The 18,529-nt window shown below is 66.8% G+C and carries 22 protein-coding genes; 7 read left to right on the top strand and 15 right to left on the bottom strand.

Annotation, left to right across the window (positions count from 1 at the left end; translation table 11 throughout):
- Nucleotides 1–57: 57 nt before the first annotated feature.
- The 5 genes from ACN22W_RS38270 to ACN22W_RS38250 form a co-directional block, all read right to left on the bottom strand.
- Nucleotides 58–1,380, bottom strand: a complete 1,323-nt coding sequence (locus ACN22W_RS38270; protein WP_419690243.1) for a flavin-containing monooxygenase — start codon at nucleotides 1,378–1,380, stop codon at nucleotides 58–60.
- A gap of 338 nt (nucleotides 1,381–1,718) precedes the next feature.
- Nucleotides 1,719–2,165 (bottom strand): hypothetical protein, encoded by a 447-nt coding sequence (locus ACN22W_RS38265; protein ID WP_419690242.1) that lies wholly within the window; start codon nucleotides 2,163–2,165, stop codon nucleotides 1,719–1,721.
- Nucleotides 2,166–2,318: 153 nt separating this feature from the next.
- Nucleotides 2,319–2,957, bottom strand: a complete 639-nt coding sequence (locus ACN22W_RS38260; protein WP_419690241.1) for a hypothetical protein — start codon at nucleotides 2,955–2,957, stop codon at nucleotides 2,319–2,321.
- Nucleotides 2,958–2,986: 29 nt separating this feature from the next.
- A complete protein-coding gene (locus ACN22W_RS38255) occupies nucleotides 2,987–3,280 on the bottom strand; it encodes a RebB family R body protein (protein WP_343494188.1) in 294 nt (97 codons plus the stop codon).
- A gap of 113 nt (nucleotides 3,281–3,393) precedes the next feature.
- Nucleotides 3,394–4,083, bottom strand: coding sequence for an RNA polymerase sigma factor (locus tag ACN22W_RS38250; protein ID WP_419690240.1), 690 nt, complete (start codon nucleotides 4,081–4,083; stop codon nucleotides 3,394–3,396).
- A 212-nt stretch (nucleotides 4,084–4,295) separates the two neighbouring features.
- Between ACN22W_RS38250 and ACN22W_RS38245 the strand changes: the two genes are divergently transcribed.
- Complete coding sequence (locus ACN22W_RS38245; RefSeq protein ID WP_419690239.1) at nucleotides 4,296–4,970, top strand: Crp/Fnr family transcriptional regulator; 675 nt, start codon at nucleotides 4,296–4,298, stop codon at nucleotides 4,968–4,970.
- Nucleotides 4,971–5,046: 76 nt separating this feature from the next.
- Here the strand turns inward: ACN22W_RS38245 and ACN22W_RS38240 are convergent, their stop codons facing one another.
- The 4 genes from ACN22W_RS38240 to ACN22W_RS38225 form a co-directional block, all read right to left on the bottom strand.
- Nucleotides 5,047–5,370: a RebB family R body protein gene (locus ACN22W_RS38240; RefSeq protein WP_419690238.1), complete on the bottom strand. Its 324-nt coding sequence runs from the start codon at nucleotides 5,368–5,370 to the stop codon at nucleotides 5,047–5,049.
- Between the two features lie 196 nt (nucleotides 5,371–5,566).
- Entirely contained in the window at nucleotides 5,567–5,935 is a 369-nt protein-coding gene (locus tag ACN22W_RS38235; protein WP_193102888.1) for a RebB family R body protein, read from the bottom strand.
- A 190-nt stretch (nucleotides 5,936–6,125) separates the two neighbouring features.
- On the bottom strand, nucleotides 6,126–6,458 hold the full coding sequence (locus ACN22W_RS38230; protein ID WP_129517950.1) for a RebB family R body protein: 333 nt from the start codon (nucleotides 6,456–6,458) through the stop codon (nucleotides 6,126–6,128).
- 80 nt (nucleotides 6,459–6,538) lie between these two features.
- A complete protein-coding gene (locus ACN22W_RS38225; RefSeq protein WP_419690237.1) occupies nucleotides 6,539–7,198 on the bottom strand; it encodes a hypothetical protein in 660 nt (219 codons plus the stop codon).
- 498 nt (nucleotides 7,199–7,696) lie between these two features.
- On the opposite strand from ACN22W_RS38225, the gene ACN22W_RS38220 reads away from it, so the two are divergent.
- Complete coding sequence (locus tag ACN22W_RS38220) at nucleotides 7,697–7,852, top strand: hypothetical protein (RefSeq protein ID WP_164992155.1); 156 nt, start codon at nucleotides 7,697–7,699, stop codon at nucleotides 7,850–7,852.
- A gap of 216 nt (nucleotides 7,853–8,068) precedes the next feature.
- The gene (gene trpS / locus ACN22W_RS38215) at nucleotides 8,069–9,082 is read left to right on the top strand and encodes a tryptophan--tRNA ligase (RefSeq protein WP_419690236.1); all 1,014 of its coding nucleotides are present in this window, start codon (nucleotides 8,069–8,071) and stop codon (nucleotides 9,080–9,082) included.
- On the opposite strand, the gene ACN22W_RS38210 is transcribed toward trpS, so the two are convergent.
- On the bottom strand, nucleotides 9,066–9,485 hold the full coding sequence (locus tag ACN22W_RS38210) for a VOC family protein (protein ID WP_419690235.1): 420 nt from the start codon (nucleotides 9,483–9,485) through the stop codon (nucleotides 9,066–9,068). The two genes, trpS and ACN22W_RS38210, sit on opposite strands and share 17 nt — an antisense overlap.
- 176 nt (nucleotides 9,486–9,661) lie before the next feature.
- On the opposite strand from ACN22W_RS38210, the gene ACN22W_RS38205 reads away from it, so the two are divergent.
- On the top strand, nucleotides 9,662–10,102 hold the full coding sequence (locus ACN22W_RS38205) for a nuclear transport factor 2 family protein (RefSeq protein ID WP_419690234.1): 441 nt from the start codon (nucleotides 9,662–9,664) through the stop codon (nucleotides 10,100–10,102).
- A 17-nt stretch (nucleotides 10,103–10,119) separates the two neighbouring features.
- Here the strand turns inward: ACN22W_RS38205 and ACN22W_RS38200 are convergent, their stop codons facing one another.
- From ACN22W_RS38200 to ACN22W_RS38180, 5 genes are all read right to left on the bottom strand, one after another.
- On the bottom strand, nucleotides 10,120–10,506 hold the full coding sequence (locus tag ACN22W_RS38200; protein WP_419690233.1) for a VOC family protein: 387 nt from the start codon (nucleotides 10,504–10,506) through the stop codon (nucleotides 10,120–10,122).
- Nucleotides 10,507–10,593: 87 nt separating this feature from the next.
- A complete protein-coding gene (locus ACN22W_RS38195; RefSeq protein WP_419690232.1) occupies nucleotides 10,594–11,187 on the bottom strand; it encodes an SMI1/KNR4 family protein in 594 nt (197 codons plus the stop codon).
- 79 nt (nucleotides 11,188–11,266) lie between these two features.
- On the bottom strand, nucleotides 11,267–12,187 hold the full coding sequence (locus tag ACN22W_RS38190; RefSeq protein WP_419690231.1) for a bestrophin family protein: 921 nt from the start codon (nucleotides 12,185–12,187) through the stop codon (nucleotides 11,267–11,269).
- A 155-nt stretch (nucleotides 12,188–12,342) separates the two neighbouring features.
- The gene (cydB, locus tag ACN22W_RS38185; protein ID WP_419690230.1) at nucleotides 12,343–13,350 is read right to left on the bottom strand and encodes a cytochrome d ubiquinol oxidase subunit II; all 1,008 of its coding nucleotides are present in this window, start codon (nucleotides 13,348–13,350) and stop codon (nucleotides 12,343–12,345) included.
- Nucleotides 13,351–13,352: 2 nt separating this feature from the next.
- The gene (locus tag ACN22W_RS38180) at nucleotides 13,353–14,753 is read right to left on the bottom strand and encodes a cytochrome ubiquinol oxidase subunit I (RefSeq protein ID WP_193102894.1); all 1,401 of its coding nucleotides are present in this window, start codon (nucleotides 14,751–14,753) and stop codon (nucleotides 13,353–13,355) included.
- 365 nt (nucleotides 14,754–15,118) lie between these two features.
- Between ACN22W_RS38180 and fdhD the strand changes: the two genes are divergently transcribed.
- The 3 genes from fdhD (at nucleotide 15,119) to moaA (ending at nucleotide 18,517) form a co-directional block, all read left to right on the top strand.
- The gene (gene fdhD, locus ACN22W_RS38175; protein ID WP_419690229.1) at nucleotides 15,119–15,982 is read left to right on the top strand and encodes a formate dehydrogenase accessory sulfurtransferase FdhD; all 864 of its coding nucleotides are present in this window, start codon (nucleotides 15,119–15,121) and stop codon (nucleotides 15,980–15,982) included.
- Nucleotides 15,979–17,193, top strand: coding sequence for a gephyrin-like molybdotransferase Glp (gene glp, locus ACN22W_RS38170; RefSeq protein WP_419690228.1), 1,215 nt, complete (start codon nucleotides 15,979–15,981; stop codon nucleotides 17,191–17,193). The genes fdhD and glp overlap by 4 nt, the downstream gene beginning before the upstream one ends.
- 199 nt (nucleotides 17,194–17,392) lie before the next feature.
- Nucleotides 17,393–18,517 (top strand): GTP 3',8-cyclase MoaA, encoded by a 1,125-nt coding sequence (moaA, locus tag ACN22W_RS38165; RefSeq protein ID WP_419690227.1) that lies wholly within the window; start codon nucleotides 17,393–17,395, stop codon nucleotides 18,515–18,517.
- Nucleotides 18,518–18,529: the final 12 nt, after the last annotated feature.

Genomic DNA, 18,529 nt, shown 5'->3' with positions numbered 1-18,529 from the left:
GATCGTCGGTGGAAACACCCGCCGGGCCGGAAGCAGACGCGGCGCGGCGGGTTCGGGTCAGTTCGCCGCTTCGGCGAGCGGGCGTGCGTCGGCCGGTGCCGACGGCGCGGCCGCGCGGTGCTGCGACGCGTCGTGATAAGCGAGGTACTTGCGCTGCGTCACGATGTGATCGGCGATGTGTTTCGCGTCGTGCCACACGCCCCAGATGAAGCTGGAGCCGCGCCGCGACAGCCACGGCAGCCCGAGGAAATAGATGCCCGGCTCCTTCGACACGCCGCGCTGGTGTTGCGGCTTGCCATTCGCTGCGAACGCGTCGACGTTCAGCCAGCCGTAGTCGACCGCATAACCGGTCGCCCAGACGATCGACGTGATGCCGGCGCCGGCCAGGTCGAGCGCGAGGATCGGATGCGCGACGCAGTCGGGGTTCGGCAGGATGCGGCGGGCTTCGGGTTCTTCCGGCAGGTCAAGGCCGTTGCGTGCCGCATAGGCGTCGGCCGCGTCGAGCAGCGACAGGTAGTTCTCGTCGCCGCGCGCCAGATTGATCGCGAGATCGCGTTCGAACACGGCCACGCCGCCGTCGAACGACTTCGTCAGCCCGACGAGCGTCACGCCCTGGTCCGCCAGCTTGCGGAAATCGACCGTATGGCCGCCGCGCGCACCGCTCACCGCGATCGTCACGTGTTCGCGGCCGGGCGTCGCGACTTCCTTGTCCCATTCGCCGAGCACGCCGAGCCACCAGCAGAAGTCGCGGCCGCGATAGGCGCGCGGCGGGCGATCGTGCGGCCCGACCGACAGGTAGACCGACCGACCCGCACGCTGCAATTCGTCGGCGATCTGCACGCCCGACGAACCCGCACCGACCACCAGCACCGCGCCCTCCGGAAGCTGGCCCGGGTTGCGATAGTCGGCGGAGTGGATCTGCACGAGACGCGCGTCGTCCGGCGCGATCGGCGGAATGACCGGGCGCTGGAACGGCCCAGTCGCGACGACCACGCGGTTCGCCTCGATCGTGCCGTCCGACGTTTCGACGACGAAACCCGGCTTGCCCGTGTTGCGCACGACGTTCTTCACGTCGACGCCGGTGCGGATCGGCGCATTGAATTTGCGCGCATACGCTTCGAAGTAGTCGGCGACCTGGTCTTTCGACGCGAACGCATCGGGATCGAGGCCGTCGAATTCGAGCCCCGGGAAGCGGTCGTGCCACGCGGGGCCGTTCGCGACCAGCGAATCCCAGCGCCCGGTGCGCCAGCGTTCGGCGATGCGGTTGCGCTCCAGCACGAGATGGGGCACGCCCAGCTTGCCCAGGTGCTCGCTCATGGCCACGCCGGCCTGCCCGGCGCCGACGACGAGCGTATCGATTGAGGTTGTTTCGACTGCCACGGCTGTCTCCTTCGGAAGTGCGGCTCGCTGCGACGCTCGTGCTGTCGCGTGAGTAGGAATGGAGACATTCTGCTGACACACCGCCAGCGGCGAAATGATGTTTTTTGTTGGTGTTGACGAGCAAAAAGCTGGCCGTGGCGTGGACGGCGAGCGGCGCAAGACGGCGCGCCGCTTCGAATCGCGTTGACAGCGCGATGGCCGAGAACGGTTCGACCCATGCGCTTCGGTTTCGAAGAATGGATGTTTCGACGCGATCGAGCGGAGATTCGAAACCATCAACCGGTATGGCACCGGCGCCCGCTCGCGTGGCGGGCGCCGGCTTCAACGGGTCGTGCCGGCTACACGTCGGTCCACGCGCCGGTGCCCTGCCGATACTGGATCACGCCGCCGGTGAGCCGCACCCGCAGGTTGCCGTCCGGCAACTGCACCCAAGTCGTCATGTCGAGGCTCTGCATCAGCCCGGCAAAGAAATCCTGCAACTCCGGCGACTCGCTGGCCTGCCAGAGGTCGATACGCCCGAGGCACGCGCGCAGGTCGCCGTTCTGTTGCATGATCGTGTCGACCTGTCCGGCCACGTTCGACGCCGGATCGTAGACCGGCGTGCCGTCGCCGCTGACGATCGACAGGTGGATTGCGCGCACCGACGCCGGCTGGCCCGGCGTCTGCTCGACGAGCGCGATGCAGCTCGTCATCGCGCCGAAATCGATTTCCGTCGCATCTCCCCAGAAGCGCTCGCCAACCGCCAGCGGCGCGGGACCTTGTACGTTCTGAATGATGTAGGGCATGGGTTCCTCGCATGACTCGATGGGACTGCTGGTGCCTGGCCGGGCCGCGATGCGTTCGGGAAATCGGACGTGCATCGGTCCCGCCGCTCACATCCCGCGTCGGGCCCGATAGCCCGGCGGGTCGTGTCGATTGATTCTTTGTCGCTGTACGCGCTACGCTCCCTTCTTGTCCAGCAGCCCCTGATACTTCTGCAGGCTGTCGTCGATCCTGTCGAGCGCGATGCTCGCGGCCTCCCCTTCGATCGCCTCCGCGGCACCCGCGACGAGCGCCGCGGTCGCGACGAACAGGTCCGTCAACAGCAGGCCCACCGCATCCATCGCCATCCCGAGCTCGTCCTCGTCGATGGTCTTCTGCGCCAGATCCTTCATCAGCACGCTCTTGCCCGCGATCGCCAGCGACGTCGACGCCTCGAAGTAGTTGGCCGCCGCCTGCGCGACCAGACCACCTGCCTGCGTGATCATCATGTTCGGGCCGACGGCGATCTGCGTCGTCGCGTAGGACGCAGCCTCCGCGTTGATCGCCTGCACGGTCTTCAGTGCCGAGCCGCCGGACCCGGCCGCATCCGCGACCTGGTTCGGTGCCTTCAGCGCATCGGTGAGCCTGCGCAGCCGGTTGACCGGCCACGTGCGCGCGCCGGGCTTCGATGCCGCGGGGAGCGGCGCCACCTCGGCCGGCGTCGTGGCTTCGGCCCGCGTCTTGGCTTCGGCTGCGGTGTCGGCGGCGTCAGCGGCATCGCCCGGCGTCTGCGGCGCGCCGTCGTCGCGTCCGCCCAACAGGCCTTTCATGTTCATGGTTCAGGTATCCCGAGAATCATCGCGCGCTAATGCGCGGAACCTGTCTGCGGCCCGGCCGTCGGCGCGTGCGCCGCGCCGCCCGCGGCGGGCTTCGGCGACGCTTCGACGGACAGGATCATGGCCACCGCCTTCGACACGACCGCGTTCGAAATCTGGTTCAGCGCCGCCTGCTGCTGCGTCATGTTCTGCGCCGAGATGCCGACGGCCTGGCTGAACATCTGGTAAAGCATGCCCAGCGCCTGGGCCGGGGATCCCGCGACGACGTTGACATTGGTCTGCGTCAGCGCGTCGGTAACCTGCTCATTGACTTTGTCTGCCACGAGGCCTCCTCGGATCTCGGCTCCGGCATGCGATGGAAGGAACGGCGGGCCGGCAGGCCATCGACGCCGCGCATGCCGTTAGGAACGCTGCGTGCCCGCGTTCGTGAACGCGCTCACGCGAGTTCCTCGCGCAATTTCTTGCGCAGCAGCTCGACGCGCTTTCTGGCAAGCGGCTCGTTGATCCCGAGCGTCGCGGCGATGTGCAGATAGGGGCGGTCCTCCTCGAACTTCAGCGTGAACAGCATCTGCTGCTGAGGCGGGAGCGTGCACAGCGCCTGCTCGAGACGCAGCAGCAACTGACGGAGCAACAGTTGCTGCTCCATCGACGGCGCGTGGCCAGCCAGCTCGACGGTGTGATCGTCGTCCCAGTCCGGGTCGAATTCGAGCCTGCCGCTTTCGCGGACACGCCGGCGCGCGCCATCGAGGAACGCGTGGTTCAGCGCCAGAAAAAGAAAGCCGGACAGGTTCTGAACACGCTCGGGCGAGCGCTGCAGGTAAATGTGGACCTTGAGTGCGGTATCCGAAAGCAGTTCGTCGGCACGGTAAATATCGCCCTTGCACAACAGGCGCGCGCGGCGCCGCAATTTCCCCTGCATTTCCCGCCACGTGCGATCGAGCTGCTGCGCCGGTGACTCAGGCGTCGGGGCAGCGTGCTGGTTCGAGGTTGTCATCCCGTGCCTTCCTTTTTTATGGAAAACACAGAATCGATTCGATGCCTCGAATGACGCTGTTACCCGCGTAACACCATTACCACGATAATCGGTTTCGTAAATTTTCTTGATTATTATGAACAGAAATTCCAATCGCCCGGTATAGCCCCGTCCGTCGTTTCAGGCGGGCCGGCGGGCGTGAATAAAGGTATTGCGAGGAACAAGAACGACTGCCGCCGAAATGCCGCCCTATCCGGACTGCTTGCCGATTATCCGGCTATCTTCATTATTCATTTTTCACGCAGTGCCAAAGGCAGCGTTTTTCGCTAGGTGGCCGCATCGTCAAACAACCTCGCACGGAAAACATGCCTGCCCTTGCTAACGTTCAAACGCTGCGCAATATACCGATACTTACCGATCTCCCGGAAAGCCTGCTGGCTCACATCGAGCGACATGTCACCCCCTGGCCCGAACACGGCAATCGCCTGTTGTTCTTCAAGGGCGATCCGGGCGATTTCGTCGCGTTCGTGCACCGTGGCCGCGTCTACAACACGCTGCACGAACCCGGCGGACGCGAAATCATTCTCGGCCACTCGATGCCGGGCGAACTCATCGGCGAAAACACGCTGATTCGCGCACACCGGCGCAGTTTCACCGCCCAGTTGAGCCCCGACTGCCGCGTTTCGCTGCTGCATCGCCAGTACTTCGCACCGCTGCTGGCCAACGCGGATTTCATGGAGCGCATCCACGAGCAGCTGTGCCGGCACATCCACCAGTTGAGCGACTTCGTCGAGTCGGCGTGCCTGTACCGGCTCGAAGCAAGGCTCGCGCGCCATCTGCTGAACCGAATGCAAGGGAACGATCTCGAGGTGGCACTGCCGGAGAGCCAGAGCATCCTCGCCGCGATGCTCAACGTCAGCCGGCCGCGACTGAACAGCAGCCTGCAGAAGATGCAGCGCGACGGCCTGATCCGGCTTCACGATCATGGTGTGACGATCGAGAAACTGGAGCAGCTCCGGTACATCGTCGACGCCAATTGACGCGCCGGCAAGCACGTGCGTCGTGCCGCGGCGCGGGGAGGTTGCGCGCGCCGGGTTGCGCGGCGCGCGGTGCAGGTCAGCCGCGCCAGTGGCTGATGGCGTTCATCAACTGCGCGACGGCGGCCAGTTGCGACGCAAAATTGTCGTTCGCCGACCGCGCCGCACTGGCCGCCGCCACCGGCGAGCCGGCATAGAGCTGCATGATGCCGACGGTCGTGGCGGCGAGGTTGGACGCCGCCTGGTTCGCCTGCATCTGCACCGCGTTGTGAAGCAGGATCGCGGACGCATGGCTGTTCGACTGCATGAGCGTGCCCAACGCCACGGCGGGTGCTTCGCCCACCACCTTGACGTTGGCTTGCGTGACTGCATCGGTCATCGCGGCGGAAACCTGTTCCGGCATGTCGTTGCTCCTGGTTGGGTCGCCGCTGCGGCGCAGTCGCGGCGAAAGCATGAGTGGGTCGGTCTGCGACGCACGCCGCACGGCACCGTCGATGCGCCGCGGGCGCTCGCCGTCGCGGGCGTCGACACGACGTCGGGCGCCGGGCGGCAGCCACCGGAATCGAGGCCGCCGCCCGGCGTAGACGCCGGGTTACGCGTCAGGCAAGCGCCTTGCCGAGCGCGAGCACGTCAGCCAGCACGGAAAGCACGCCGTTCGAGCCGATTTCTGTCGCGGCGGCACCGGCGCTCGCCGGCCCGAGCGTGTAGAGCTGCATCGTGCCCACGTTCGTCGAGGTCGGCAGCTGCACGGCGGACTGCGACTGCTGCTGCACGGCGTTCTCGAACAGCACGCTGAGCGAATGGCTCTGGGCCTGGTACAGCGAGCCCGTCGCCATCGCGGGCGCTTCACCCACCACCTTGACGTTGGTCTGCGTGACCGCGTCGGTGATCGCGGCATTGACCGCGCACGTCTTGCAGTTGCAGGGGTCTTTCGGGTCCTTCGCGTTTGCGTTTGCGTCATCTGCCATCGTATTTCTCCTGGTTTGCGAACGGGCGCCGCATCGAATCGGCTCTGTCCGTCCTGTCGGTTGCTCCGGAACACCGTGCGGCACCGCTGTTCAGGTGCCGGCGGCCGTGCTGCGGATTCGCGGCCCGGCGGCGGCATGGGCGGCTCGTGCCGCTTGCGCCGCCGCTCGACCACGGCGTTGCGACGGCGCCTTAGGTGTGCATCGCCTTCCCGATCGCGATCACGTCGGCCAGCAGGGAGATGATCCCGCTCGAGCCGATTTCCGTGGCGGCCGCCCCCGCGCTTTCCGGCCCGATCGTATAGAGCTGCATCGTCCCCACGTTCGTCGACGTCTGCGACTGGATCGCGGCCTGCGACTGCTGCTGCACCGCGTTCTCGAACAGGATGCTGAGCGAATGGCTCTGGGCCTGGTACAGCGAGCCCATCGCCATTGCCGGCGCTTCCGCGACCACCTTGACGTTGACCTGTGTGACCGCATCGGTAATCGCGGGATTGACCTGGCACACTTGACACGTATCAGCCATTTGTTGCTCCTTGGTTCACGTAGTTGAGAGGTCGCACATCGGGGCCGGCCGGTTTCGCATTCGGCCGCATGACCCGCGTGCTACTCCATGGACGCTGGGCCCGAGGTATCGTGAACGGCAGCGGTGGCGACAGCATCCGGCGCGGTCGGCGCAGTCGGTTCAGATGGTTCGGCCGGACCGGCGCCGATGCTTTGCAGCCGGTCGTCTATCGCGTCGAGACGTATGGCAAGCCGTTCGGCGAACGCATCGACGTATTGCCGGAAGCATGCGTCGATTTCCTGCCGGATGAGGCCCGTCAGCTGTTCGCCGATCAACACCAGCGCCTCGCGGGTGCTGTCCTGGAGGTCGGCCGCGCCGGATGCCTGCGCGTCGCCCGGCGGCGCGTGCGCGTCGAGTACGCCGGACACTTTCTGCTGTTCCGACGCCAGCATGCCGAGGGTCGTCTCGTTCTGCGCGTCGATCGTCTGCAGGATGCCGCGCATCTTCTCGTATGCCTTCTGCTGGTTGAGCTGCAGAAAATGCTTGACCTGCTCGCGCGCCTCCTGCCGGGTTTTCAACCGCGGCAATGGCGGGTTCGCGGCGCTCGCCTGCGCGGCCGTGCCGGCGACCGGTGCCGGCGGGCTCCCGTGCCTGCCCGGCAACCGCTCCAGCAGTGCCTGTTCTTCGCCCGGCTCGAGAGGCCGTCCCAATCGCTTCTCCGCGAACTGCCGCAGCAGGGGGTCGAGGGCTTCGTTGCTCATGGCTCATCCCTCGTCGATGTCCGCCCGCGGCGCCGGTGCGTGCGGATCGGGTTCGGATGGACGCAGCGCCGGGGCGCCGTGGTCGGCGTGCCGCAATGGATATCGCATGGTGTTCTCCGGGAAATGGATGCGCGACGGCCTTGCCGGAAATTTCGGCAGGACCGCTGCAGGGACGAACCGTGCTACGGGTCTGTGAAGTCAGTCGGCGCCGACGTTGGCGTTGCGCGGCGACGCGCCGAGCGACGCGCGTTTTGAGCAGATGGGTAGCGCGGCCGCGCCCACCCCGACAATTCTTGACTGTGCCCGGACCGCCGAACTGGTAGGATGCCCGTCGCCTCGGCATGGACGGCAGCGACGGGACGTTCAACCGTCCCCTTTTTAATGCCCCGCGACCGGCCAACCCTGCGGTCGCCCCCGTTGAACCCCGCAACACCCCGGCGTCGTTTCACTCGACCCGTTGCAGTAACCGTTGGAGTGGCGCATGACGCGCCTGCAAGCATGAAAAGATTCAAGCAACCCGTCCGCATCCCGCGCGACAAGGACCGCACGCCGCTGGTGCGCGCGAGCGCGCTGCTGCTGATGGCCGGCCTGCTGTACCTGCTGTGGCCGTCCGCCGAAACCGCATACCTCGCGATGGAATCGGTGATCCGCTGACGCGCTCGGCCGGCCCGACGCCGCGCCATACGCTATACTGCCGCGATGAAAACGAAACCCGCCCTGCCGAACCTGCATTGCTGGTGGCGCGCCTGACCCAGGCGGCCCGTTTCCTTTTGCATGTCCCAAACGTGATGCCGCCAGCGATGGCGGCATTCGCGTTTCTGCGCTGACATCATGGCTGGCGGCTTCGACAACCCGGAACCAACCACCACCATGACCCATCCGAACCGACCGACCATCCTCACCGGCGACCGCACGACCGGCCCGCTGCACCTCGGCCACTACATCGGCTCGCTGCGCGCACGCGTGCAGATGCAGCACGAGGCGCGGCAATTCCTGCTGCTCGCCGATACGCAGGCGCTGACCGACAACATGGGCCGCCGCCAGCGCGTGACCGAGAACGTGATCGAGGTCGCGCTCGACTATCTCGCCGTCGGCATCGATCCCGCGATCTCGACCATCGTCGTGCAGTCGCAGGTGCCCGAACTCGCCGAGCTGTCGCAATACCTGCTCAACCTCGTCACGGTCGCGCGCCTCGAACGCAATCCGACCATCAAGGAAGAGATCCGCCTGCGCGGGTTCGAGCGCGACATCCCGGCCGGCTTCCTGACCTACCCGGTGAGCCAGGCGGCCGACATCACCGCGTTCAAGGCCACGCATGTGCCCGTCGGCGACGACCAGTTGCCGATGATCGAGCAGACCAACGAACTCGTGCGCCGCTTCAACGCGACCGTCGAGCAGCCCGTGCTGGTCGAATGCGAGGCCGTGCTGTCATCGGTCACGCGGCTGCCGGGCATCGACGGCAAGGCAAAGATGAGCAAGTCGCTCGGCAACGCGATCACGCTCGGCTCGACGCCGGACGAGATCACGCAGGCCGTGAAGGACATGTACACGGACCCGAACCACCTGCGCGTGAGCGACCCCGGTCAGGTAGAGGGCAACGTCGTGTTCACGTTCCTCGATGCGTTCGAACCGGACGTACAGAAGGTCGACGAACTGAAGGCGCACTATCGGCGCGGCGGGCTCGGCGACAGCGTGGTCAAGCGCGTGCTGAACGAGCGACTGCAGGCGCTGATCGAGCCGATCCGCGCGCGGCGACGCGAGTTCGAGGCCGACAAGGGCGAGGTGATGGCGATCCTGAAGCGCGGCACGATGCACGCGCGGGACGTGGCGGGAGCGACGCTCGCGGAGGTGAAGGGCGCGCTGGGGCTCACGTATTTCGAGTGAGCGGCGCGGGCGGTGCGGCATGACACACCGCCTCGATCCGGTTTCCCGCAGGATCGACGAGGAAGGCCGCGTAGTAGTCGCCGTGGTAGTGCGGCCTCAATCCGGGATCGCCGTCGGACTGGCCGCCGGTGGACAGGCCGGCCTCGAAAAATGCACCCACTTGCTCACGGGAAACGGCCTTGAAGCACCAGTGCCGCTTGCTCGTCCCGACTTCGGCAGGATCCAGATAGACAGCCAGATAAGTCGATGCGGTGTCGTCGGCATTGCAACGTTCGCCGTAGCCGAGCGCGGTGGGTCGGTCATAGACCTTGTTCGCGCCAAGCGCAGCCATGACGGCATCGTAGAAGGGGCGTGCCTGCTCGATATCCGGAACGCCGATGGACACGTGATCGAGAAGTTGCATGGGGTTTGCTCCGTTGGACGAGCACGAGTCTACACAAGCGTCGCCTATCGCACCGAAGCCCCCGACCGCTAACGGACCACCGCCGATTGCGGACAGGCCCTTAGTCCACTCCGCCGATGCCGCCCCCGCGTGCGCCCGCTATCGTTTCCCCGTCATCCACACTTACCCGCAACATCATGACGCCACAGGAAACGATCGACCGGATCGAGATCCAGGATCTGCTGACACGCTACTGCCACGCGGTCGACCGCCACGACTGGCGCGAATTCGAGCGGCTCTTCGCGAGCAACGCGATGCTCGATTACGCGGCGTTCGGCGGCCCGGTCGGCAACCGCGCGGAGATCGCGGCTTATCTGCAACAGGTCACGTCGGCGATGCGCGGCACGCAGCACACGATCTCGACGTCGCTGCTGATCGTCGACGGCGACGCCGCGACCGCGCGAACGGCCGGCCAGGTGATGATGGTCTCGGCCGATGAAACGGGCGACGATCGCGTGTGCTTCGTCGGGCTGTGGTATCGCGACCTGCTGGTGCGGACCGAATGCGGGTGGCGGATCCAGAGCCGCATGCAGGAGCGCAGCTGGATGCATAACGCACCGCCGGTAGCGGCGCCCTGAACGGTCCGTGCGACGCGTTACTTCATCTGCATCAGCTGAATCAGGTTCCCGCACGTATCGTCGATCACGGCGACACGCACGGGCCCCGCGTCCGTCGGTTCCAGCGTGAAGTGAACGCCGAGCGCCTTCAGCCGCACGAGCTCGGCGTCGAGGTCGTCGACCTGGAACGACGCGGCGGGTATCCCGTCCTCGTACAGCGCCTGCTTGTACGGCCCCACCGCGCGATGATTGCTCGGTTCGAGCAGCAACTGCGTGCCGTCGGGCTGATCCTTCGACACGACGGTCAGCCAGCGAAATTCGCCGACCGGCACGTTGTACTTGAGCTGGAACCCGAGCGTGTCGGTATAGAACGCCAACGCCTTGTCCTGGTCGTCGACGAACACGTTCGTCACGTAGATTCGCATCGTGCACGCTCCTGAATCGGCAACCGGCGAACGTCGTCCGCCCGGTCGCGCTGAATGGTCGAAATGGGGCAACCGCCCCGCCCTTCGCTATTCTTCGTCGAAATCGATGACAAACGCATAACCGCCGTCGATCAGCTCGCGCAGGTAGCCGTCGAAGTCATCGGCGATCACCGCGTAGCTGTCGGGATCGTGCAGGAAGCGCACGACCTGCCCGACCTTGCCGCCCGGTGCCGGCTCGAAATCGATGTAGAGCTGCGACGTGCCGCCGTTGTTCATGCAATGCGAGAAGCACAGGCGCCGGCTCATCGGCAGCGCGATGTCGATGCGCGAATCGACGAGTTCGCCGTCGTCGTTCGCATCGTCGCCGTAGATGTCCGCGATGCTGTCGCGGTACTTCGCGCCTTCTTCGAGCATCTGCGCGGCGGACAGCAGGTAATAAGGGTATTCGTAGACGTCGGAGCCCAGCACGAGCACGTTGATCGTCGTGCCGCCGTAATCGCGCCAGTAAGTGCCGTCGAGCTTGCCGAGCAGTTCGAGCAGGCTGGCCGGGCACTGCGGATACGCCGCGCGCAGCGCATCGACCTGCGCCGGCGTCGCACCCGTGGCGACGGCGAGCGACGCATTGTCGGCGTCGGGCAGCGCGGCGCGCAGGCCGGCGAGATACGTGTCGACGAGGGTCATCGCGTCAGGTCCGGAGAACAGGCAAGCGCCATTCTAGCGCCCGACGCGGCCCGCTTGCTGGCCCGTTTCGCGCGCCCGCTCACGTGATCTGGTACGTCGACGCCGGCACGAATTCCTCCGGCATCGGGCGGTCGCCCAGTTCGAGCACCGACCGCTCGATCGTCCGCGCCATCGCATCGAGCGCGAGTGCATTCGGCGCAAGGCCGAACGGCTCGGCGACCTCGTTCGCGATCGCTTCGAGCGCGATCAGCGTGTACGAGATGAACACGCAGATCAGCGGCGTGAAGAACTCCGTCGAATCGACGAGGCCGAACGGCAGCAGCACGCAGTACGCATACACGGTACGATGCAGCAGCACGCTGTACGAGAACGGGATCGGCGTCGACAGGATGCGCTCGCAACCACCCACCGCCTTGCCCAGTTCGTCGAGCTGCGTGTCGAACATCCAGCAGGTCGTGTCGCTGCCGGGCGCGCGTCCCAGCGCGCGGACGATGCCGCCGCGCAGCTCGTCGAGGATCGCGACGGGCTTGAAGCATTTGCGCGCGAGCGCACCGGTGCGCTCCGCGCCGAGAATCCGTTGCAGGTCTTGCGCCGGATCGGTATGGCGCAACTGATGCTTCAGCGCATAGGTGAATGCGATCAGCAGGTCGGCGAGGCGGTTGCGCTCGGCATCATCGACGCTGTCGGGCAGGTAGCGATTCAGTTGCGACGTCACCGTGCGCGCCGCGATCAGCAGGTTGCCCCACAGATGCCGCGCCTCCTTGAAGCGCTCGAAGCTCGCGTTGTTGCGAAACGCGAGGAAGATCGCTAGCGCGAGCCCGAACAGCGTAAACGGCGCGGTGTTGAGCGGAATCTTCTCGCCGAAGATGCGCCCGTTCGTGAAGACCGCCAGCGTGCTGACGATCGCCATGAACACGAGTTGCGGAATGATCGATTGCAGCACGGAGCCGTTCCAGACGAACAGCATCCTGAGCCAGTTTTGTCGCGGTCGGACGATCATGGTGTTTTCTCGACGGCCAGGAAATAACGCTGCGCGACCCGCCCGATGCGCAACGGCCCGCGCGTGGCGGGCCGCTTTCGGGTGGATGCCGTGCCGGGCGCCGCGCTGCGCGTGATGATACGCCCGCTCACGCCGCGCCCGTCACATCGCGCCGTTCAGTGATAACCGATATCGCCCTCGCGCACCTTGCCGCGAAACACGCGGTACTGCATCGCGTTGTACACGAGGATGATCGGCAGCACGATCACGGTGCCGACCAGCGCGAACAGCTGGCTCGAATGGCTCGACGATGCGTCCCAGATCGTCAGCGACGGCGGCACGATGTTCGGCCAGATGCTGATCACGAGCCCCGTGTAGCCGAGGAACACGAGCGCGAGCGTCAGCAGGAACGGCGTGGCCTCGTGCTCGCGCTTCACCGTGCGGAAGATGCCCCACACGCACGCGACGACGAGGATCGGCACCGGCAGGAACCAGCCGAGGTTGCCGCTGCCGAACCAGCGGTGCGCGACGGCCGGCAGCCCGATCACGGTCCACAGGCTCACGACGGCCATCACGGCGAGCAGCACGCCCGTGAGCGGCTTCATCAGCTGCCGCATCTTGCGTTGCAGTTCGCCGTCGACCTTCAGGATCAGCCAGCCGCAGCCGAGCGTCGCATACGTGACGAGCACGCCGATCCCGCACAGCAGGCTGAACGGCGACAACCAGTCGAACGGCCCGCCCGCGAACTGGTTGTTCTCGATGCGGATGCCCTGCAGCAGCGAACCGAGCACGATGCCCTGGCAGAACGCCGCGAGCGCGGAGCCGCCGATGAACGCGAGATCCCACATGTGTTGCGTGCGGGTCGCCTTCGCGCGCAGTTCGAACGCCGCACCGCGAAAGATCAGCCCGACCAGCATCAGCACCAGCGGCAGGTAATTCGCGGGCAGCAGCGTCGAATACACGACCGGGAACGCGCCATAGAGACCCGCGCCGCCGAGCACCAGGAACGTCTCGTTGCCGTCCCACACCGGCGCGACGGTGTCGAGCATCACCTGGCGCTCGGCCTTCGCGTCGAAGAACGGAAACAGCAGGCCGATGCCGAGATCGAAGCCGTCCAGCATCACGTAGATGAACACGCCGAGGCCGATGATCGCGGCCCACACGACAGGAAGATCGATTTGCATGATTACTCCGCCTCCGTGGTATCCAGCGACGTGGACAGCGCGCGGTTGCGCAGCCCCGGATGCCGGTGGAGCTCGATGTACCCGGCCTGTGCGGCCGGCCCGCGCCTCATCAGTTTCATCATGTAGTAGATGCCCGATCCGAATACCAGGAAATACACGACCACGAAAATCAGCAGCGACACGCCGACCTGCTGCGCGCTGAGCGGCGCGACCGAATCGATGGTGCGCAGCACGCCGTACACGGTCCACGGCTGCCGCCCGACCTCGGTCGTGATCCAGCCGGCCAGCAGCGCGACGATGCCCGACGGCCCCATGCCCACCACGAACCACTGGAACCAGCGCGCTTCATACAGGCGCCCGCCCTTTCTCAGCAGCAGCCCGAGCAGCGCGGTGAGCAGCATCAGCATCCCGAGGCCGGCCATGATCCGGAAGGTCCAGAAGATGATCGGCGAATACGGGCGGTCCTGCGGCGGGAATTCCTTCAGCCCGCGAATCTCGCCATCCCAGCTGTGCGTGAGGATCAGGCTGCCGAGATGCGGCACCTGGATCGCATAACGCGTGGTTTCGGCCTGCATGTCGGGCAGCCCGACGAGGTTCAGCGCGGTGCCGCCCTTCTCGGTCTCCCACAGCCCCTCGATCGCCGCGATCTTCGCCGGCTGGTATTCGCGCGTGTTCAACCCGTGCGCATCGCCGACGAAGATCTGGACCGGCGCGAGCAGCAGCAGCATCCACAGCGCCATCGAGAAGCTGCGCTTCACCGGCTCGTCGCGGCGCCCCTTCAGCAGATGCCACGCGCCGCATGCGGCGACGATGAAGCCCGCGACGATGAACGCCGCGATCGTCATGTGCGCGAGACGGAACGGGAACGACGGGTTGAAGATGATCTTGAACCAGTCGACCGGCACGACGAGGCCGTTCTCGATCTTGTAGCCCTGCGGCGTCTGCATGAAGCTGTTCGACGCGAGGATCCAGAACGTCGAGATCAGCGTGCCGACGGCAACCATCAGCGTCGCGAAGAAGTGCGCGCGCGGGCTGACGCGTTGCCAGCCGAACAGCATCACGCCGAGGAAACCGGCTTCGAGGAAGAACGCGGTCAACACTTCATACGTGAGCAGCGGGCCCGTGATGTTGCCCGCGACGCGCGAGAAGCCGGCCCAGTTCGTGCCGAACTCGTACGCCATCACGACGCCGGACACCACGCCCATCCCGAAGCCGATCGCGAAGATCTTCGACCAGAACTGGAACATGGATTTGTAGGCGGCATCGCCGGTGACGAGATAGCGCCATTCCAGCACCGCCAGGAAGCTCGCCATGCCGATGCTGATCGCGGGAAACACGATGTGGAACGACACCGTGAACGCGAATTGCAATCGTGCGAGATGGAACGCATCGAAGATTTCCATGACCGTAATTTGCTCGTGGTTGTGAGAACGTCCGCCCGAAGCAGGAAATCGCGCGACGGCTTGGCGACAACACATGCGAACACAAACGGTCACTCGCATGGCATCGAAGCGTGAATGACGATATCGCGATTGCCACGATACTCGCAATCGCGCGAACGCGTCCTGAAACTGTGCTTTCCGTCCCGGCAAAGATGTGTGCACGGAAACGGCACAACCGGTGCCGAGCGCCGCAAGCTGTACTGCTTTCCGCGTTGCGCCGCTGTGCATCCGGCGCGCGGTTCACCACGCTTAACATGTTATGCAACGCCTGATCGCGGCAGCGGCGTGCCCCTCGGCATCCGCCCGCCCCCCCTGGAGAAAACCGCATGACCCACCGAGACGATCCGACCGGCAGCACCGCGTGCGATGTCACGCGTCATCGTGCCGGCGAAGCGCGCGACACCGTCGATCGCGTCGTCGACGAAACGCCGGTTGCACTCGTGTTCAACGGCATCTCGCACACGGTGATGATGGCGACGCCGATCGACCTCGACGTGTTCGGTCTCGGCTTCGCGCTGAGCGAAGGCATCGTCGAGCGCGCGTCGGACATATTCGACATCGACAGCGAATGCCGGCCCGGTAGCGCCGAAGTGCGGCTCACCGTGTCGCAGCAGGCATTCATGGCGCTGAAGGCGCACCGGCGCGCACTGGCCGGGCGCACCGGCTGCGGCGTATGCGGAATCGAAAGCATCGCGCAGCTTGACCTGCACCCGCCGCGCATCGCTGCAGCCGGCGCGACTGCCGGCATCGGCGCCGACGCGATCGCACGCGCCGCACGCGCGTTGCCGGCCCGCCAGACGCTGATGCGCGAGACGGGCGGCATTCACGCGGCCGCCTGGTGCGACCGCGACGGCGCCGTACTCGACGTGTTCGAGGACGTCGGCCGCCACAACGCGCTCGACAAGCTGATCGGCGCGCTCGCACGGCGCCGCGCCGACCTGCACGCGGGCTTCGTGTTCCTGTCGAGCCGCGCAAGCTACGAACTGGTGCGCAAGGCCGCGCGGGTCGGCATCCCGATGATCGCGACGATCTCGGCGCCGACGTCGCTCGCGATCGGCGTCGCCCGCGAAGCCGGCGTGCGGCTGCTCGGCTTCTGCCGCAACGACGGCTTCGTCGAATACGTATCACCCGACGCCGCTCATCCCGACCAACCGGCGCTCGCGCAAACGCATCCGGCCCTCACTTCATGAAACAACTGATCGATTTCGATACCGCGCAGCAGCATTTCGCCGGCGCGTTCGCGCCGCTCGACGCGGTCGTCTCCGTACCGGTCGAGGACGCGGCCGGCCACGTGCTGGCCACGCCGCTGTCCGCCGTGCTCGACCAGCCGCCGGCCGACCAGAGCGCGATGGACGGCTACGCCGTGCGTCACGCGGACCTCGCGCACGGCGAGCCGCTGCACGTCGCGCAGCGCTGTTATGCGGGCGACCTACCGGCGCCGCTGGCCGCACGCACGGCCGCGCGCATCTTCACCGGCAGCATGATTCCGCCCGGCGCGGACACCGTCGTGATGCAGGAGCACGCACGTGAACAGGACGGCTGGGTCGCGTTCGACGCACCGCAGCGCAGCGGCTCGCACATCCGCCGCCGGGGCGAGGAAGTGCGCGCCGGCGACCTGCTCATACCGGCCGGCGTGCGACTGGGTGCGATGCACGTCGGTGTGGCCGCCGCGCAAGGGTTCGCGCGCATCGACGTGCGCCCGGCGCTGCGCGTAGGCATCCTGACGACCGGCGACGAGCTCGTCGCGTGCGGCCAGCCGCGTGCGCCGCAGCAGATCTACAACAGCAATGCGCCGATGCTCGCCGCGCTGGTAGCGGGCACCGGCGCGAGCGTCGCGATGCGCCTGCATGCGGCCGACACGGCAAGCGCCGTCGATCGTGCGCTGCGCGATCTGCACGCGTGCTGCGACCTGGTGATCTGCGTCGGCGGCGCATCGGTCGGCGACAAGGATCTGCTGCGCCCCGCGCTGGCCGCGCTCGGTGCGTCGTTCGTCGTCGCCGGCGTGCGCATGAAACCCGGCAAGCCAGTCGCGCTCGCGCGGCTCGACGCGCGGCCGGTAGTGCTGCTACCCGGCAATCCGGGCGCCGCGATGACGGCGTTCGCGCTGTTCGTCGCGCCGCTGATCCGTTGCCTGCAGGGGCGTGAAGCGCGCGTGCCGATCGTGCCGTCGCTGCCGATCGACATCGACTTCGAGCCGGATGCGCAGCGCGAGCGTTTCGTGCGCGTGCGCTGTGCCGTCGGCCCCGGCGGCGTGCCCGTACTCGACACGTTGCGGCAGCAAGGCGCCGGCACGCTGCAGTCGCTCGTGCTGGCGAGCGGGCTCGCCCGGCTGCCGGCCGGGCAGCGCATCGCGCGCGGCGACGCGGTTCCGTATTACGAATTCGCGCACTGGCTCGCATGAGCGCGACGCCGGACACCCGCCCGCTGCGACGCCTTCGCCGCGCATGCCGCACGGCGAACTGTATTCCTGCAATTCGGGCGCGATTGTGTCCCTGCCGGAAAAGTCCCGCGGACTATCCTCACGATGAGGCCCGTCACGACCTGTGCGCCGACACGTCGGCACCCGCACGGCCGATCGGCGACGCCCCTCCGCTTACTTCATGCAGGCCGACGAACCGATCGTGAATGCCATCGTTTCCGCCGCGCCGGACGCCGCCGCCTCATCCGGCGACGCATCGCCCGGCGCCTTCCCCCGCACGTCCGACACGCTCGGCCGCCCGCTGCGCGACCTGCGCCTGTCCGTGATCGATCAATGCAACTTCCGCTGCGGCTACTGCATGCCGCGCGAAAGTTTCGGCGCGGGTTATGCGTTCATGCCGTCGTCCGAGCGGCTGTCGTTCGCGCAACTGGAAAAGATCGCACGCGCGTTCACGTCGCTCGGGGTCGAGAAAATCCGCATCACGGGCGGCGAACCACTGCTGCGCCGCAACCTCGAAGCGCTGATCGAACGGCTTGCCGCGTTGACGACCGTCGACGGCAAACCCGTCGAAATCGCGCTGACGACCAACGGCTCGCTGCTCGCCGCGAAGGCGCGCACGCTGCACGACGCGGGCCTGTCGCGCGTGACCGTGAGCCTCGATGCGCTCGACGACGCGGTGTTCCGCCGGATGAGCGACGCCGACGTGCCCGTGTCGCGCGTGCTGGCCGGCATCGAAGCCGCGCAGGCAGCCGGGCTCGCGCCGGTCAAGGTCAACGCGGTGATCGAGCGTGGCGCGAACGACGATCAGATCCTGCCGCTCGTGCGGCACTTCCGGCATACGGGCGTGGCCGTGCGCTTCATCGAATACATGGACGTCGGCGGCGCGAGCTTCTGGTCCGGCGACAAGGTCGTGCCGGCCGCGCGGATGCGCGCGCTGATCGACGAACACTATCCGCTCGTACTCGTCGGCGAACCGGGGCACGACGCGACCGCCATACGTTGCCGGCACCTCGACGGCGCGGGCGAGGTCGGCTTCATCGCGAGCGTGTCGCATCCATTCTGCGGCACCTGCTCGCGCGCACGCGTGTCGGCGGACGGCCAACTCTATACGTGCCTGTTCGCGACGCAAGGCATCGACCTGCGGCCGTGGCTCGACGACGCGGCATCGGTCGACACGCTCGCCGCCGCGGTGCGCGAGCGCTGGACGCAGCGCGACGATCGTTATTCCGAGCGCCGGGCCGCACGGCCGGCCCGCGCGCCGGGCAAGACCTATCCGACCGTGCGCATGTCGCTCGTCGGCGGCTGACGGGCCGCCGCG

This window comes from Burkholderia theae (assembly GCF_048565265.1).
Lineage (GTDB): Bacteria > Pseudomonadota > Gammaproteobacteria > Burkholderiales > Burkholderiaceae > Burkholderia > Burkholderia theae.
Note: the sequence above shows the minus strand (reverse complement) of the source record. Positions and strands in the feature narration are given on the sequence as shown.

Excerpts from the sequence above, each read along its gene's own strand:
- ACN22W_RS38265 (WP_419690242.1), bottom strand. The coding sequence starts at position 2,165 with ATGCCCTACATCATTCAGAACGTACAAGGTCCCGCGCCGCTGGCGGTT.
- ACN22W_RS38260 (WP_419690241.1), bottom strand. The coding sequence starts at position 2,957 with ATGAACATGAAAGGCCTGTTGGGCGGACGCGACGACGGCGCGCCGCAG.
- ACN22W_RS38245 (WP_419690239.1), top strand. The coding sequence starts at position 4,296 with ATGCCTGCCCTTGCTAACGTTCAAACGCTGCGCAATATACCGATACTT.
- ACN22W_RS38240 (WP_419690238.1), bottom strand. The coding sequence starts at position 5,370 with ATGCCGGAACAGGTTTCCGCCGCGATGACCGATGCAGTCACGCAAGCC.
- ACN22W_RS38235 (WP_193102888.1), bottom strand. The coding sequence starts at position 5,935 with ATGGCAGATGACGCAAACGCAAACGCGAAGGACCCGAAAGACCCCTGC.
- ACN22W_RS38230 (WP_129517950.1), bottom strand. The coding sequence starts at position 6,458 with ATGGCTGATACGTGTCAAGTGTGCCAGGTCAATCCCGCGATTACCGAT.
- ACN22W_RS38225 (WP_419690237.1), bottom strand. The coding sequence starts at position 7,198 with ATGAGCAACGAAGCCCTCGACCCCCTGCTGCGGCAGTTCGCGGAGAAG.
- ACN22W_RS38220 (WP_164992155.1), top strand. The coding sequence starts at position 7,697 with ATGAAAAGATTCAAGCAACCCGTCCGCATCCCGCGCGACAAGGACCGC.
- trpS (WP_419690236.1), top strand. The coding sequence starts at position 8,069 with ATGACCCATCCGAACCGACCGACCATCCTCACCGGCGACCGCACGACC.
- ACN22W_RS38210 (WP_419690235.1), bottom strand. The coding sequence starts at position 9,485 with ATGCAACTTCTCGATCACGTGTCCATCGGCGTTCCGGATATCGAGCAG.
- ACN22W_RS38205 (WP_419690234.1), top strand. The coding sequence starts at position 9,662 with ATGACGCCACAGGAAACGATCGACCGGATCGAGATCCAGGATCTGCTG.
- ACN22W_RS38200 (WP_419690233.1), bottom strand. The coding sequence starts at position 10,506 with ATGCGAATCTACGTGACGAACGTGTTCGTCGACGACCAGGACAAGGCG.
- ACN22W_RS38195 (WP_419690232.1), bottom strand. The coding sequence starts at position 11,187 with ATGACCCTCGTCGACACGTATCTCGCCGGCCTGCGCGCCGCGCTGCCC.
- ACN22W_RS38190 (WP_419690231.1), bottom strand. The coding sequence starts at position 12,187 with ATGATCGTCCGACCGCGACAAAACTGGCTCAGGATGCTGTTCGTCTGG.
- cydB (WP_419690230.1), bottom strand. The coding sequence starts at position 13,350 with ATGCAAATCGATCTTCCTGTCGTGTGGGCCGCGATCATCGGCCTCGGC.
- ACN22W_RS38180 (WP_193102894.1), bottom strand. The coding sequence starts at position 14,753 with ATGGAAATCTTCGATGCGTTCCATCTCGCACGATTGCAATTCGCGTTC.
- fdhD (WP_419690229.1), top strand. The coding sequence starts at position 15,119 with ATGACCCACCGAGACGATCCGACCGGCAGCACCGCGTGCGATGTCACG.
- glp (WP_419690228.1), top strand. The coding sequence starts at position 15,979 with ATGAAACAACTGATCGATTTCGATACCGCGCAGCAGCATTTCGCCGGC.
- moaA (WP_419690227.1), top strand. The coding sequence starts at position 17,393 with ATGCAGGCCGACGAACCGATCGTGAATGCCATCGTTTCCGCCGCGCCG.